The organism is Streptomyces misionensis (assembly GCF_900104815.1).
Taxonomy (GTDB): domain Bacteria; phylum Actinomycetota; class Actinomycetes; order Streptomycetales; family Streptomycetaceae; genus Streptomyces; species Streptomyces misionensis.
The window spans coordinates 5,877,043-5,890,986 of record NZ_FNTD01000004.1 but is presented as its reverse complement, the minus strand read 5'-3'; the positions used below and the strand labels follow the sequence as shown (position 1 = coordinate 5,890,986).

12 protein-coding genes and 1 pseudogene are annotated in these 13,944 nt (G+C 72.7%); 4 read left to right on the top strand and 9 right to left on the bottom strand.

The window, feature by feature from the left end; all coding sequences use genetic code 11:
• Positions 1-30: 30 nt before the first annotated feature.
• Positions 31-1,194, bottom strand: coding sequence for a citrate synthase/methylcitrate synthase (locus BLW85_RS28535; protein WP_074993701.1), 1,164 nt, complete (start codon positions 1,192-1,194; stop codon positions 31-33).
• Positions 1,195-1,316: 122 nt separating this feature from the next.
• Between BLW85_RS28535 and BLW85_RS28530 the strand changes: the two genes are divergently transcribed.
• From BLW85_RS28530 to BLW85_RS28520, 3 genes and pseudogenes are all read left to right on the top strand, one after another.
• The gene (locus BLW85_RS28530; protein WP_074993699.1) at positions 1,317-2,579 is read left to right on the top strand and encodes a citrate synthase; all 1,263 of its coding nucleotides are present in this window, start codon (positions 1,317-1,319) and stop codon (positions 2,577-2,579) included.
• A 97-nt stretch (positions 2,580-2,676) separates the two neighbouring features.
• On the top strand, positions 2,677-3,618 hold the full coding sequence (locus BLW85_RS28525; protein WP_074993697.1) for a sucrase ferredoxin: 942 nt from the start codon (positions 2,677-2,679) through the stop codon (positions 3,616-3,618).
• 34 nt (positions 3,619-3,652) lie between these two features.
• Positions 3,653-5,298 (top strand): annotated as a pseudogene (locus tag BLW85_RS28520) (ATP-binding protein).
• Between the two features lie 46 nt (positions 5,299-5,344).
• On the opposite strand, the gene BLW85_RS28515 reads toward BLW85_RS28520, so the two are convergent.
• The 3 genes from BLW85_RS28515 to BLW85_RS28505 all read right to left on the bottom strand — a co-directional run bounded on the left by BLW85_RS28515 (position 5,345) and on the right by BLW85_RS28505 (position 8,137).
• Complete coding sequence (locus BLW85_RS28515) at positions 5,345-6,400, bottom strand: ABC transporter substrate-binding protein (protein WP_070022998.1); 1,056 nt, start codon at positions 6,398-6,400, stop codon at positions 5,345-5,347.
• Positions 6,401-6,468: 68 nt separating this feature from the next.
• Entirely contained in the window at positions 6,469-7,332 is an 864-nt protein-coding gene (locus BLW85_RS28510; RefSeq protein WP_070023029.1) for an ABC transporter permease, read from the bottom strand.
• Positions 7,322-8,137, bottom strand: coding sequence for an ABC transporter ATP-binding protein (locus tag BLW85_RS28505; RefSeq protein ID WP_070022999.1), 816 nt, complete (start codon positions 8,135-8,137; stop codon positions 7,322-7,324). Before BLW85_RS28505 ends, BLW85_RS28510 begins: the two co-directional genes overlap by 11 nt.
• Before the next feature lie 158 nt (positions 8,138-8,295).
• Here BLW85_RS28505 and BLW85_RS28500 point away from each other — a divergent pair, with 158 nt between their 5' ends.
• Positions 8,296-8,976 (top strand): response regulator, encoded by a 681-nt coding sequence (locus BLW85_RS28500; protein WP_070023000.1) that lies wholly within the window; start codon positions 8,296-8,298, stop codon positions 8,974-8,976.
• Positions 8,977-9,033: 57 nt separating this feature from the next.
• On the opposite strand, the gene BLW85_RS28495 is transcribed toward BLW85_RS28500, so the two are convergent.
• From BLW85_RS28495 to BLW85_RS28475, 5 genes are all read right to left on the bottom strand, one after another.
• Positions 9,034-10,626 carry a solute symporter family protein gene (locus tag BLW85_RS28495; RefSeq protein WP_074993695.1) on the bottom strand — a complete coding sequence of 531 codons (1,593 nt, stop codon included), beginning with the start codon at positions 10,624-10,626 and terminating at the stop codon, positions 9,034-9,036.
• Positions 10,623-11,174, bottom strand: a complete 552-nt coding sequence (locus tag BLW85_RS28490) for a DUF485 domain-containing protein (RefSeq protein ID WP_074993693.1) — start codon at positions 11,172-11,174, stop codon at positions 10,623-10,625. The genes BLW85_RS28495 and BLW85_RS28490 overlap by 4 nt, the downstream gene beginning before the upstream one ends.
• A 69-nt stretch (positions 11,175-11,243) precedes the next feature.
• On the bottom strand, positions 11,244-11,936 hold the full coding sequence (locus tag BLW85_RS28485) for a response regulator transcription factor (protein WP_070023003.1): 693 nt from the start codon (positions 11,934-11,936) through the stop codon (positions 11,244-11,246).
• Complete coding sequence (locus BLW85_RS28480) at positions 11,933-13,084, bottom strand: sensor histidine kinase (protein WP_074993691.1); 1,152 nt, start codon at positions 13,082-13,084, stop codon at positions 11,933-11,935. The genes BLW85_RS28485 and BLW85_RS28480 overlap by 4 nt, the downstream gene beginning before the upstream one ends.
• A complete protein-coding gene (locus BLW85_RS28475) occupies positions 13,081-13,635 on the bottom strand; it encodes a CcdC protein domain-containing protein (RefSeq protein WP_074993689.1) in 555 nt (184 codons plus the stop codon). The genes BLW85_RS28480 and BLW85_RS28475 overlap by 4 nt, the downstream gene beginning before the upstream one ends.
• Positions 13,636-13,944: the final 309 nt, after the last annotated feature.

Genomic DNA, 13,944 nt, shown 5'->3' with positions numbered 1-13,944 from the left:
AGGATAAAAGGGTTCCCGGGGGCGGCTCGTCTAGACGGCGGGAAGAGTGGCGGGGGCATCGGGGCCGACGTAGCGGGCCGCGGGGCGGATGATCTTCGGGTCGGCCGCCTGTTCGAGGAGGTTGGCGCTCCAGCCGACGACCCGTGAGGCCGCGAAGGTGGGGGTGAACATCTCGCGGGGCAGGCCGCACAGTTCCATGACCACACCGGCGTAGAACTCGACGTTGGTGTGGAGTTCTCGGCCCGGCTTCAGCTCGGCGAGGATGGCCTCGACCCGGCGTTCGACCTCGACCGCGAAGTCCACCCGCGGGCCGCCGAAGCCGAGGGCGATCTCCCGGAGCATCCGCGAGCGGGGGTCCTCGGTGCGGTAGACCGCGTGTCCGAAGCCCATGATCCGGTCGCCGGCCAGCACCCGTTCCCGGATCCAGGGGTCGATGCGCTCCGGGGTGCCGATCGCGTCCAGGGTGTCCAGGGCCCGGCTGGGCGCGCCTCCGTGCAGCGGGCCGGACAGCGCGCCCACGGCCCCGGTGAGACAGGCCGCGACGTCGGCGCCGGTGGAGGCGATGACCCGGGCGGTGAACGTTGACGCATTGAAACCATGGTCAATGGTGGAGATCAAGTATTGCTCGACGGCACGGGCCCGGCGCGCATCGGGTTCCGAACCGGTCAGCATGTAGAGGTAGTTGGCCGCGTACGACAGGTCGTCGCGCGGCTCCACCGGGTCGAGCCCCCGCCCCAGCCGGTACAGGGCGGTGAGCAGGGTGGGCACGGCGGCGCAGGCGGCCAGCGTGTCGGCGCGGCGCCGCTCGGCGTCCAGGTCGTACAGCGGCCGGAAGCCGCGGGCCGCACCCAGGAGCGACAGTGCCGTGCGCAGGCCGGCCAGCGGTCCGGAGCGGCGGCTCGCCGCGGCGATCGCGGGCAGGGCGGCCCGGACCTCCCCGGGCAGCCGGCGCAGCGCCGCGGTCTCGGCGGCGAAGGCGGCGGCGCGTTCGGCGCCGGGCAGCGCCCCGTGCACGAGGAGGTGCCAGACGTCCTCGAAGCGCCGGGTGCGCGCGAGGTCGACGGCCGAGTACTGCCGGTAGTGGTAGAAACCCTCCCGCCCTCGGACGTCACCGATCTCCGTCTCGGTGACGACGACGCCGGCGAGGCCCCGCGGCACGTCCACGAGCGGCGTTGCGGTCCTGTTGATGGCCATGTCTCTCCTCCTCTGAACTTGATTCGACTGTCCATGCTTGATGGATCTTCTGTCAATATTGATTGAATCAATACACAGCAGGATGTCCATCAAGGTGTGCAGAGGCCGCTACCGTGACCCCCATGCGCGATCACGAACCCGTCCCCAACCGCCCCGGGCGAAGGCTGACCACCAAGGAGACCGCCGAACTGCTCGGCGTGAAGCCCGAGACGGTCTACGCGTATGTGAGCCGCGGCCTGCTGAGCAGCAGGCGCGAGCCCGGCGGCCGCGCCAGCACCTTCGAGGCGCGCGAGGTGGAGGAACTGGCCCGGCGCAACCGCCGCGAGAGCGCCGGGGTCCCCGGCTCGGGCGGTGACCTCTCGGTACGCACCCGGATCACGCTGATCGAGGCGGACCGGTACTACTACCGGGGCGTCGACGCCACCGAGCTGGCCGCCCGCCACTCCTACGAGGAGGTCGCGGAGTGGCTGTGGACCGGCCGGCTCGCCCCCGGTGCGGCCTTCACCGCGCCGGAGGAGACCCTGCGGGTCGCCCGCCGGGCCGTCAAGGCACTGCCCGAGCACACCTCCCCCACCGACCGGCTGCGGGTCGCGGCGATCGCCGCGTCGGCCGAGGACCCGCTGCGCTTCGACCTGTCCGGGGACGCCGTGCTGAACACGGCGCGCGTGCTCATCCCCACCATGGTGGCCGCGCTGCCGCCGGCCCTGCGCGATCCCGGGGACGACGTACCGCTCGCCCACCGCCTGTGGGCGCGGCTGACCGGCCTCCCGGCCGACGAGGACGCCCTGCGCGTGCTGGACGCCGCGCTCGCCCTGCTCGCCGACCACGACCTGGCCGCCTCCACGCTGGCCGTCCGGGTGGCCGCCTCGGCCCGGGCGCACGCGTACGCGGCCGTCTCCGCCGGGCTCGGCGTCCTGGAGGGCCCGCTGCACGGCGCCGGCAGCGGCCTCGCCCACCGGATGCTGCTGGACGTGCTCGAACTGGGCACCGCCGCCCCGGTGATCGCCGACGAACTGCGCGCCGGCCGCCGCATCCCCGGCCTCGGCCACCGTCTGTACACCGGCGAGGACCCCCGCGCCCGGGTCCTGTTCGGCCTGCTGGAACGGCTCCCCCGCGCGGAGTCGGCGCTGCTCGCGGCCCGCGACATCGTCGCCACGACCGCCCGGCACACCCCGCTGCACGCCAATGTCGACCTGGCGCTCGCGGTGTTCACCGCCTCCTTCGGGATGCCGGCCACCGCCGGCGAGACGATCTTCGCCGTGGCCCGCACGGCGGGCTGGATCGCGCACGCCCTGGAGGAGTACGACGAGCGCCCGCTGCGCATGCGCCCCGTGGGCCACTACGTCGGCCCGCGCCCGCCCCAGCCCTTGCCGGAACCGCGGTAGCCGGGGCCTCTCCCGGGGCCGGCCCCACACCCGCCGCCAGGCGCGACACGGCCCGGCCGGAAGTCGCCCCGCCGCAAGTCAGGTTAGGCTCACCTCTGTGAGTTGGTGCGCGACCGTCTCCCGAAGCCTCGACGAGCCCCTTTCGGCAACGGCGGCCACGGCGACGACATGGCTGCTGCTGGAACAGCCCGGCCCGTGGGGTGCCAAGGCGCTCACTTCCAGCCATCTGGACCCGGCCGTGGGCCGGGCCCTCGAGGCGGCGGCGGAGGGCACGGGCGTGCGCGTCGCCCTCATCCGGCGTCCCGGCCGCCACGCCGATCCCGGCACCTGCGAGATCCGGCGGGTGTACGCCGCCCACACCTTGCCGGGACGGGTGTGGCTGCACGGCGCCGTCACCCGAGATCCGCGCCGGCTGCTCGACCTGGACCTGCCCGCCCTCGGAGCGGGCGACCACCGTTCCTTCGCCGCGGTGCTCGGCGGGCGTCCGCACACCGGCGCCCCGCTCGCGCTCGTGTGCACCAACGGCAAGCGCGACCGCTGCTGCGCCCTCCAGGGCCGTCCGCTCGCCGCCGAGCTGGCCGCCGCCGGGGAAAGCGGGGTCTGGGAGGTCACCCATCTGGGTGGACATCGCTTCGCGCCGACGGTGCTCGTGCTGCCGTACGGCTACGTCTACGGGCGCGCCGGGACCGCCACCGTCAAGGCGGCCCTGGACGGGGTCCGGGAGGGCCGGGTGGCGGTCGAGGGCTGCCGTGGCTGCTCCGCCTTCGAACGGCCGGGGCAGGCCGCCGAACTGGCGGTGCGTTCGGTGGCGGGCGAGCACCGGGCGGGCGTGCTGGGCGTCGTACGCACGGATGGCGCGGCGCCGCGCTGGGAGGTCACCGTCGTCCACTCCGACGGGCGCCGCTGGCGGGTCACCGTGGCGCGCGGGGCGTCGTTGCCGCCGCGCCCGGAGAGCTGCGGCGCCGCGGTGCTCGGCACTCCGGCCCGGATGAACGTGGTGGCGGTGCGCGAACTGCGGCCGACGGCGCTGGCGAGCTGAGCCACGCGCCGGGCGGAGCCCGTACTGTCCTCCCATGAGCCACACTCCCCCCGCACGCCGTCTGCGTCTCGGTATGCCACGGCGGGTGTTCTCGCAGGTGCTGCTGATGCAGGTCACGCTCGCCGCGGGAGTCGCGGTGCTGGCGACCGGCCTGTTCCTCGCGCCGCTGAGCAAACAGCTGGACCACGAGGCGATGCGGCGCGCGCTGGCCATCGCCGAGACCACGGCCCAGGACCCGCAGATCGCCCAGGGACTGCTGAGCACCCCGCCGACCGAGGACGGGCCGGTGCAGCAGGAGGCCGAGCGGATCCGGCGGGCCACCCACGCCGAGTACATCGTGGTGCTGGACCGGCACTGGGTGCGCTGGTCGCACCCGACGACCTCGCAGATCGGCCACAAGGTCTCCACGAGCCCCTCCGGCGCCCTGGCGGGCAAGGAGGTCATGGAGATCGACCGGGGCACCCTGGGACGCTCCGCACGGGGCAAGGTGCCGCTGTACGACGCCGATCACCACGTCATCGGGGCGGTCTCGGTCGGCATCGCCTACGACAGCGTGCGCGCCCGGCTGATCAGTGCCATCCCCGGGCTGCTCGCCTACGCCGGGGGCGCGCTCGCGGTGGGCGCGCTGGCCGCCTGGCTGATCTCCCGCAGGGTCCAGCGGCAGACCCGTGACCTGGCCTTCTCCGACATCTCGGCGCTGCTCGCCGAGCGCGAGGCGATGCTGCACGGCATCCGGGAGGGCGTGGTCGCGCTGGATCGCAGCGGCCGGATCCGCCTGCTCAACGACGAGGCGCGGCGGCTGCTGGGCATCGGCGACGAGGCGGTGGGCCGCACTCCCGACGAGGCGCTCGGCGCGGGCCGCACGACCGATGTGCTCGCCGGGCGGGTGACCGGGACCGATCTGCTGACGGTGCGCGGCCCGCGGGTGCTGGTCGCCAACCGGATGCCCACCGACGACGGCGGTGCGGTCGCCACCCTGCGCGACCGCACCGAGCTGGAGCAGCTGGGGCGGGAACTGGACTCCACGCGCGGGCTGATCGACGCCCTGCGCGCCCAGGACCACGAGCACGCCAACCGCATGCACACCCTGCTCGGGCTGCTGGAGCTGGAGATGTACGACGACGCGGTGGAGTTCGTCGGCGAGGTGGTCGGGGACCACCGGGTCACGTCCGAACAGATCACCGAGAAGATCCACGACCCGCTGCTGGCCGCGCTGCTGGTCGGCAAGGCGACCGTGGCGGCCGAGCGCGGGGTGGCCCTGTGGGTGTCGGAGCGCAGCCGGCTGCCGGACCGGCTGGTCGATCCGCGGGGGCTGGTCACCGTGGTCGGCAACCTCGTGGACAACGCCCTGGACGCGGTCGCGGGCACCCCGCACGCGCGCGTGGAGGTCGAGTTGCGCACCGAGGGCCGCACGGTGGTGCTCCGGGTGCGCGACACGGGCCCGGGGATCCCCCGGACCAGCGGGAGTTGGTGTTCACCGAGGGTTGGTCGACCAAGCGGCCGCCCGCGCACGGCAAGCGGGGCATCGGGCTGTCGCTGGTGCGCCGGCTCGCCGAGCGCCAGGGCGGCAGCGCCACCGTGGGCACCGCCGGCGGGGGCGGCGCGGAGTTCACGGTGGTGCTGCCGGAGGCACTGGGCGAACCGGAGCTGGAGCCCCAGCGCACGGTGAGCAACAGCTGACCGCGGGGCCGCCCGGCGGGGCGTGCGGGTTGACGGCCCGTCGGGCCTACTTGACCGCCTTGACGAACTCCGTGGTGTACGTCTTGCTCAGGTCGACGTTGGCGTTCTTGATGTTGGGGTTGAACGCCTTGAGCACCTTCTCCACGGTCTCCGGCCCGTTCTGCGGCATCACGCCGTCGTCGGTGAACATCGGCAGGGTGCTCTTGATGGACTGGGTGTAGAGCGCCTTGTCGCCCTGGGAGTAGTCGGCGGGCATCTTGGCGGCGATCTCGTCGGCGCTGTGGGTGGACATCCACTTGAGCGTCTTGACGAATGCGTTGGCCAACTTCTGGACGGTGTCCTTGTGTCCGTTCACCCAGTCCGTCTGCATGTACAGACTCGACGACGGGTACGGCCCGCCGAGCGCCTGCTGCGACCCCTCCGGGGTGCGCATGTCGAGCAGGATCTTGCCCGCCTTCTTGTCCAGGATCGTCGCGACCGTCGGGTCGGTGGTCATGCCGCCGTCGATCGAGCCCTTCTGCAAGGCGGCTATGAACGTCGGGCCCGCGCCCACGGCGACCGGGGTGAACTCGCTGACCTGCACGCCGTTCTTGACCGCCAGGTACTTGGTGAGGAAGTCGGTCGAGGAACCGAGCCCGGTCACGCCCAGCTTGCGGCCCTTGAAGTCCTTGGGCGAGGTGAGGTCGCCCGCGGCCTTGTCGGAGACGACCTCCACCTCGCCCGGCGCGCGCGAGAACTGCACGACGGACTCCACCGACTTGCCCTTCGTCTGGAGGTCGAGGGTGTGGTCGTAGAAGCCGACCGCGCCCTGCACCTGCCCGGCGACGAGCGCGGTCTCGGCCTGGACACCAGCGGGTTCGGTCATGAGCTGGACGTTCAGGCCCTCGTCCTGGAAGTAGCCGAGGCGCTGGGTGAGCATCGCGGGCATGTAGATGACCTTGTCCAGGCCACCGACCATGATCTTGACGGTCTCGCCCTTGCCGCCGCCTCCGCTGCCGGCGTCGGCCGAGGAGCCGGCCGCGTCGTTGGCGCAGGCGGTGAGCGAGGTGAGGGCGAGCAGTCCGGCGGCGGCCAGGCAGGCGTGTCGGGCGGTCTTGCGCATGGCGGTTCACGTCCTTGTGAGTGGGCGGTGCGGGGAGGGCGTGGGGGGTGGTGCGGGGCGCCGGCGGGTCAGCCGTCGGAACCTGCGGGCTTCCAGCGGAAGATCCGGCGCTCGGCGAAGGTCAGCAGGCCCTCGGCCGCGAGTGCGACCACGGCGAGGATGACCATCGCGGCGTACACACCGGCCGCGTTGAAGGTGTTCTGCGACTGCGCGACGAGCAGGCCGATGCCCTTGGTCGCACCGATGTACTCGCCGACGATGGCGCCGATCAGCGCGAAACCGAAGCTGACGTGGAGGCTGGTGAAGATCCAGGAGGTGGCCGACGGGATGACCACCTGGAGGGTCACCCTGCGGTCGGTCGCGCCCAGGATGCGCGCGTTGGACACCAGGTTGCGGTCCACCTCGCGGGCCCCCTGGAAGGCGTTGAAGAACACCGGGAAGAACACCAGCACCACGGCCGAGGCGACCTTGGAGGAGGGGCCGAGCCCGAACCAGATCAGGAAGATGGGCGCGAGCACGATCCGCGGTATCGAGTTGAGCACCTTGATGTATGGACCAAGAACCTCGGCCAGCAAGCCGATCCGCCCGAGCGCGATGCCGAGCAGCACACCGGCGACCACACCGATCACCCAGCCGAGCAGGGCCTCGTAGAGCGTGTACCAGATCTGCTCGCCCAGAGAGCCGAGCGCGGTGCCGTGCATGACCCAGGTGGAGATCTGGTCCCAGATCTTGGAGGGCATCGAGAAGTTGAACGGATCGATGACCTTCGCCCGGGACAGCGCCTCCCACAGCCCGAGGACCGCGACCAGGAGGACGCCCCGCGCGGTGTTGACGAGGAGCCTGCGGCGGCGGGCGGCCTGGGCCCGGCTGCGGGCGCGGTCGGAGATCTTGGCGCCCTCGGCGACCGGAGTGGTGAGGACCTCAGGCGACATGCGCGGCACCCCTCTCGCGGGTGATGCGGACCTCTTCGCCGAGGGACTCCCAGATCTCCCGGTAGATCTCGATGAAGCGCGGCTCCAGACGGACCGACTCCACCTTGCGCGGCCGGGGCAGGTCGATCTCGAAGACCTGCTTCACCGTCGCGGGCCCCGCGGTCATCACGACGACCTTGTCGGCCAGCGCGATGGACTCCTCCAGGTCGTGGGTGACGAAGACGACGGAGGCGCCCGTGCCCTCCCACAGCTCCAGCAGCTCGTCCGACATCAGCGCCCGGGTCTGCACGTCGAGCGCCGAGAAGGGCTCGTCCATCAGCAGGATCTCGGGGTCGTTGACGAAGGTGGCGGCGAGGGCGACACGCTTGCGCTGACCGCCGGAGAGCTGGTGCGGATAGCGGTCCTCGAAGGCCGCGAGCCCGACCCGGCCGAGCCATTCGCGGGCCTTCTCCCGGGCCTCCGCCTTGGGGACGCCCCGGAAGCGCGGCCCGGCCATCACGTTGGACAGGACCGTGCGCCAGGGGAAGGTGGCGTCCTGCTGGAAGACGAAGCCGACCTTGCCGCCGACGCCGTCGACCGGCTCCCCGGCCACCAGCACCTCGCCCTCGGTGGGCTCCTCGAGCCCGCTGACCAGGGTCAGCGTGGTGGACTTGCCGCAGCCCGTCGGCCCCACGACGGCCACGAACTCACCGCGTCCCACGGTGAGATCCAGGCCGCGCACGGCCGTGTGCAGTCCCCCGGACGGGGTCCTGAAGGTCTTGCTCGCGCCCCGCAGCTCGATGGCGGGGCTGGTGTGTGCGCTCATGGCCCGGGACGGTAGGTGGGGGCCGCCCCGCGCAGCAGTCTTGTGTGCGCAAGCCGTTCTTTTGCTCGCAAGCACCTGTTGTGCTCTTTTTGCTCGCGCTACAACTGCGGAGCCGAAAACACGGGCTTGGTGCTCGCCGGCCTTGGAGGAGAGGCCTGATGATTGACGTCCTGGTGGTCGACGACGACTTCCGCGTCGCTGAGATAAACGCGAAGTACGTGGGAAAGGTTCCCGGGTTCCGGGTGGCCGCCCGCGCGCACAGTGCCGCCCAGGCGCTGGCCGCCGTCGAACGCGGTGCCATCGACCTGGTGCTGCTCGACCACTATCTGCCGGACCGCACCGGCCTGGAACTCGTCCACCGCATGCGGGAGCAGGGCCAGGGCACGGACGTCATCATGATCACGGCGGCCGGGGACGTCGCCACCGTGCAGCAGGCGATGCGCCTGGGCGCCCTGCACTATCTGGTCAAACCGTTCACCTTCGCCGCGCTGCGCGCCCGGCTGGACTCGTACGCCGCGCTGCGCCGCACGGTCGACCGGGTGGGCGGCCGGGGCGTGACCGGCCAGGAACAGGTGGACCGGATCTTCGGCGCGCTGCGCACGGCTCCCGTCCCCTCCGTGCCCGGCCACACCGCTCCCACCGCGGACCTGATATGCGACGTCCTGTACGGCGCCGACCACCCGCTGTCCGCCCACGAGGTCGCCGCCCGCACCGGCCTGAGCCGCTCCACCGCCCAGCGCTACCTCCGCCACCTGGAACAGGCCGGCCGGCTGCGCCTCTCCCTGAAGTACGGCGACACCGGCCGCCCGGAGCACCGGTACGCGTGGGTGGCGCCGTGACCGCTCATCCATGCCGTGACCGGAAAGGTGCACCGGCTCGCGACGCCCGGCGCGGCATTAGACGGCCCCCGCGCCGGTGAGGGACCGCACTTCCGTCTCGGCGTACTTGGCCTCGTCCGGGGTCTCGTCCGAGGTGACGGTGCCCAGCCAGCCGGCGAGGAAGCCGAGCGGGATGGAGACGATGCCCGGGTTCTGCAACGGGAAGTACTGGAAGTCCACGCCCGGGAACAGCGAACCGGGGCAGCCGGACATTATCGGGGACAGCAGCACCAGTCCGAGCGCCGGTACCAGTCCGCCGTACACGGCCCACACCGCGCCTCGGGTGGTGAAGCCGCGCCAGAACAGCGAGTACATCAGCACCGGCAGATTCGCCGACGCGGCGACCGCGAAGGCGAGTCCGACCAGGTAGGCGACGTTGAGGTCCCGGGCGAGCAGGCCGAGCGCGATCGCCACCGCGCCGATGCCCACGGCGGCCAACCGCGCCACCGCCACCTCGCCGCGGGCCCCGCCGCGCGGGCGCCGCAGCGACGCGTACAGGTCGTGGGCCACGGAGGCGGAGGAGGCGAGCGTGAGACCGGCGACCACCGCGAGGATGGTGGCGAAGGCGACGGCGGCGACCACCGCGAACAGAACCGTTCCTCCCGTGGAGCCCGCGCCGCCGCCCAGATCGAGGGCGAGCAGGGGCACCGCGGTGTTCCCGGCCGCGTTGGAACGGCGCAGCGCCCCCGGCCCCACGACCGCCGCGGCCCCGAACCCGAGGAGGACGGTCATCAGATAGAAGCAGCCGATCAGACCGATGGACCACACCGCGGACCGGCGGGCGGCGCGCGCGGTCGGCACCGTGTAGAAGCGGGAGAGGATGTGCGGCAGCCCGGCCGTGCCCAGCACCAGTGCGAGGCCCAGGCTGATGAAGTCGAGGCGGGCGGTCCAGTCGCCGCCGTACTTCAGGCCGGGCGCCAGGAAGGCGTCCCCGTGCCCGCTGCGCTGCGCGGCCGTGAGCAGCAGCCGGCCGGCGTCGCCGTGGAAGCGCAGCAGCAGGAGCACGGTCAGCGCCACGGTCCCGCCGAACAGCAGCACTGCCTTCACGATCTGGATCCAGGTGGTGGCCCGCATTCCGCCCAGCGACACATAGACGACCATCAGCGCGCCGACCCCGACGACCGTCCACGCCTGCGCCGCCCCGCTCGTCCGCCCCAGCAGCAGCGACACCAGGCTGCCCGCGCCGACCATCTGCGCCACCAGGTACAGCACGGACACCGTGACCGAGGAGGTGCCGGCCGCGATCCGCACCGGACGCTCGCTCATCCGCGCGGCCACCACGTCGGCCAGGGTGAACCGCCCGCAGTTGCGGACCAGTTCGGCCACCAGGAACAGCACGACCAGCCACGCCACGAGAAAGCCCACCACATACAGCAGCCCGTCGTAGCCGTACAGCGCGATGAGCCCGGTGACGCCGAGGAAGGAGGCGGCCGAGAGGTAGTCGCCCGCGATGGCAAAACCATTCTCCATCGGGGAGAACAGTCGCCCTCCCGCGTAGAACTCCTCCGCCGAACCGCGCCGCCGCCGGCTCACCCATGTCGTGATCCCGAGGGTGACCGCCACGAAACCGCTGAACAGCAGCAGCGCCAGGGTCTGGTGATCGCCGGTCACAAGGCGCCTCCCCGCGCCTCCCGGGCCAGTTCCTGGGTGTCCCAGCGCAGCTCCAGCGCGGCCCGGTCCCGCCGCAACCGGGCGTGCCGGGAGTAGGCCCAGGCGAACAGGAACGTGGTGAGGAACTGTCCGAGCCCGGCGAGCATCCCCACGTTCACCACGCCCGCCACGGGCCGTGCCATCAGCCCCGGCGCGGTGGTCGCCGCGACCACGTAGGCCACGTACCAGCCGAGGAAGACCGCGACGCCCGGCACCACGAACCGCCGGTACCTGCCGCGCACCTCCTGGAAGGCCGCGCTGCGCTGCACCTCGGCGTACACCTCGCGGGCGTCCCTCGCCGCCGCGGCCCGCTCCTGCCCGCGCGGGGGCGGTACGGCGGACACGGGCGCCTCGGTGCCGTCCGGCTCTCCCCAGCCCGGCTCCGGCGCGGGGGACCAGGGGTCCTCGTGCCGCGCGGCGCGGGCGGGGGTTCCGTGGTCGTTCGCGTGCTCGGCCGAACTCCCGGGACCGTCCCCCGCTTCGTGGGCACGATCGTTGCTTGACTGCATGTCCCAGGATGGACAGACCGGGAAGTTCCGTGACTCTTCTTCTCCGGGCTCTTCACCCCATCAGGTGACTCATCCCGTGGGCGGCCGCACCAGGCCCTTGCCGTAGGCGTAACGCACCGCCTGCGCCCGGTCCTTGAGGCCCGTCTTCGCGAACAGGTTGTTGATGTGGGTCTTCACGGTCGCGGTCGAGACGTGCAGCCGACGGGCGATCTCCTGGTTGCTGAGCCCCTCGGCGATCAGCACCAGGACCTCGGTCTCGCGCGTCGTCAGCCCGTCCGGCGGGGCGGGTGCGACCGCGACCGGCGCTTGGGGCTCGGGCTGGGACAGCCGCTCCAGCAGCCGGCGCTGGACGCTCGGCGACAGCCCCGCGTCTCCCGACAGCACGCTCTCCACGGCCCTTACGATCTCCTCGCCGCCCGCGTCCTTGGTCAGATACCCCCGGGCCCCGGCGCGCAGCGCGGGGAACAGGGACTCGTCGTCCGCGTACGTGGTGAGCACCACCACCTGGGTCCCGGGGTACCGCTCCCGGATCCGCCGGGTGGCCTCCACGCCGTCGCAGCGGGGCATCCTGAGGTCCATCAGCACCACGTCCGGAGCCAGCTCCCCTACCAGGCGCACCGCCTCCTCGCCGTCCCCGGCAGCGCCGATGACCTCGACCCCGGGCAGCAGCCCGAGCAGCATGACGATGCCCTCCCGGACCACGGTCTGGTCGTCGGCGACCACCACGCGCGCCGGCTTCCTCTCCCCCTCCGTCCCGGTCATACGGGCACCTTCAGCGTCACCACGAACCCCTCCTCGTCCGGCCCCGCGTCCAGCGAGCCGCCCAGCAGTTCGGCGCGCTCACGCATACCGAGCAGACCGTACCCGCCTCCGGAGCCGGTGAGATCGCCCGGCCGTCCGCCCGAGTCCCGCACGTTCAGCGTCACTTGGTGTTCGCTGTAGTCGAGCCTCAGATCCACCTTGGCGCCCTGGGCGTGCTTGCGGACGTTCGTCAGCGCCTCCTGGGCGACCCTGCGCACGGCCTGGGAGGCCTCGGCGGGCAGGGGCCTGGGCTCACCCGTGACGGTGACCGCCGCGCCCTCGGCTCCGCTGACGAGTTCGCCGAGGAAGTCCTCCAGCGGGGTCAGTTCGCCCCGCAGCGCGGACAGGGCCTGTCTGGTCTCCGCGAGGCCGTCGCGGGCCATGCCCCGGGCGGCCACCACCCGCTCCAGGATCCGCTCGCGGTCGGCGCCCGTCTCGATCAGCAGCCGCGCCGCTTCCAGGTGCACGAGCTGCGCGGAGAGGCTGTGGGCCAGCACGTCGTGGATCTCGCGGGCGATCCTGGCCCGCTCGCCGAGTGCCGCCGAATGGGCCTCCGCGACCCGGGCGGCCCGCTCCTGGTCGAGCAGCCGCTGCGCGTTGCCGCGGGCCTCCGCGTCCAGACGCATGACGTAGCCGGCGAGGGCCATGCCCGCCACGGAGGCGGCCGTGGTCAGCCAGACGTCGTGGTTGAAGGCCGAGTACGCGGCGAGTCCCGCCGAGGTCACGGGGGCCGCGGCGGCGAGCGGCAGCCGCTCCAGGGCGGTGATGCCGCAGCCGCACCAGAGCACGAGGGCCAGCGCGGTGAATCCCGAGGCCTCGGCGGCGACGGCGATGCCCATGATGGCGGCCAACAGCACGAGGGAGGGCACCACGCGGTGCTGGTAGGTGGTGCGGAAGAAGGCCCAGGCGAGGAAGCCGGCGGCGACGACTCCCGCCGCCGCGGCGAGCCCGGTCCAGACACCGGCGTGCTTCTGGTTGTAGGCACCCCACAGCAGCAGACCGATCACCAGGACCCGGACGGCCCAGGCGAGCAGACGGCGGGGCCGGGTGGTGCCGGCGCGGCCGAGCGCCTCTCTCGATGGCCACCGCGTCCAGGCGTTGTCACTCACGCGCGCTCCTTCTCCGCGGGCCTGCCGCTGTCACCGTACGCCGCGGCGAAGCGGGGCGAGGCGCCCAGCGGCGGGGTGGACAGGGCGGCCGGGGCGACGAGGATACGCGCTCGCCAGGTCAGAATTCCGCCGCGGACCAGCAGGGAGCCGGCGAAGCCGAGCATCAGGGCGGAGCTGTGCTGGTGCAGGCCGAGCGCGGCGCCGAGGCCGTAGCCGCCGATGCGCAGGGCGATGCCCGCGATCCAGACGGCCGCGCTCGCCTTGGTGCTCTTGGTCCACACGACACCGTCCGGCTCCGTCCAGACGCGGGTGGTCCAGGCCCAGCCCGCGCCCATCGCCAGGCCGATGAGGAGTTCCACGGCGAGCAGCACGGCGGATTCCGCCTGGTGGTGCACGTCCAGGATGCCGGGCTCGCGCAGCGCTATGGCACCGAGGATCACCGGCAGCAGCCACCAGCGCCGGTCCGTGTTGATCGGGCGGGCACGGAACTGCCGTACCAGCACGAGCGCGACGACGGCCACGACCACCACTGCGTTGGTGAGCCCCACCATCGGATCCTCCGTGGGCTTGAAGACGGTGCCGGCGGCGGGCGCTGCCGACGCTTCGAAGTTACGGAAATCCGCAGGTCGGGAGATCGGAGCCCGGGTGGATCACAGGTGGAGATCTTCGGCGGCTGTTCTCCACCCCCGGGTGGAGAACAGATGCCGTGGGCTCCGGGCCCGCCCGGCTCGTGCCGGGCGGGGCGGGGGCGGGACAGGCTCGGTGAGCGGGGGCGGGACAGGCCCGGTGAGCGGGCTCGTGCAAGTGCGCCGCCCCACGCTCCGGCCGACGCGGTACGGCGGGCGGTCCGGGCCCGCCGC